Raw genomic sequence first — 751 nt, 5'->3', positions numbered from 1 at the left:
CAGTCCAGGCGCTGCGCCTGGACCCACGCACCCAGGTCCTCGCCCTGCACCGTGGGCTGGCCCGGCGGGGGGCGCGGGGGGCCCGCGGGCCGCGGGGCGGCGGGTGTGCGCGCGGCGGCGCTGTCCTCGTCCACGCTGATCCCGAAGTCCGTCGCGAGCCCCGCCAGGCCCGCCGCGTACCCCTGCCCGATCGCCCGGAAGCGCCAGCCGCCGTCCCGCCGGTACAGCTCGCCGCCGACCAGCGCGGTCTCGGTCGCCGCCGCGAAGTCGAAGTGCGCCAGCTCGGTGCCGGCCCCGGCGTCCACCAGCCGCAGCCCGAGCCCGGACAGCGCGCCGAAGGTCCCGGTGTCCACGGACGCGGCCAGCACGACCCGGTCGACCGCCGCTTCGAGCCGGCCGAGGTCCACCTCGACGGTGTCGGTCACCACGCCGCCCGCGCCCTGCTTGCCCATATGGCGTACCGCGCCCGAGGCGTGCCGCGGCTGGTTGTAGAAGACGAAGTCGTCGTCCCCGCGCACCTTCCCGTCCCGGGTCAGCAGCAGTGCGGACGCGTCCGGGTCCGTACCTCCCGGCGGTCCTGCGGCCCAGGTCAGCACCACCCGTACGGCGGATGCGGTGACCGGCGTGTTGGCACCCTTGCTCAGCGGCTTCGACGTCATGCGGCAAGTCTGCATCGGCGTGCCGGGGTCCGCCGAGGGTTTCGCGGCTGCGGTTCGCGGGCGGGGCCCGCAGGTGGGGGCGGGGTTACGGG

1 protein-coding gene is annotated in these 751 nt (G+C 76.6%); it reads right to left on the bottom strand.

Going from position 1 to position 751, the window contains the following annotated elements:
- On the bottom strand, positions 1–659 hold a 659-nt coding region (locus V7E46_RS33660), incomplete at its 3' end, for a TerD family protein (RefSeq protein ID WP_333771945.1).
- Positions 660–751: the final 92 nt, after the last annotated feature.

This window comes from Streptomyces sp. IBSBF 2435, from assembly GCF_036815005.1.
In the GTDB taxonomy this organism is placed as follows: Bacteria; Actinomycetota; Actinomycetes; order Streptomycetales; family Streptomycetaceae; genus Actinacidiphila.
The sequence above is the reverse complement of the archived record's forward strand: the minus strand, read 5'-3'. Positions and strand labels throughout refer to the sequence as shown.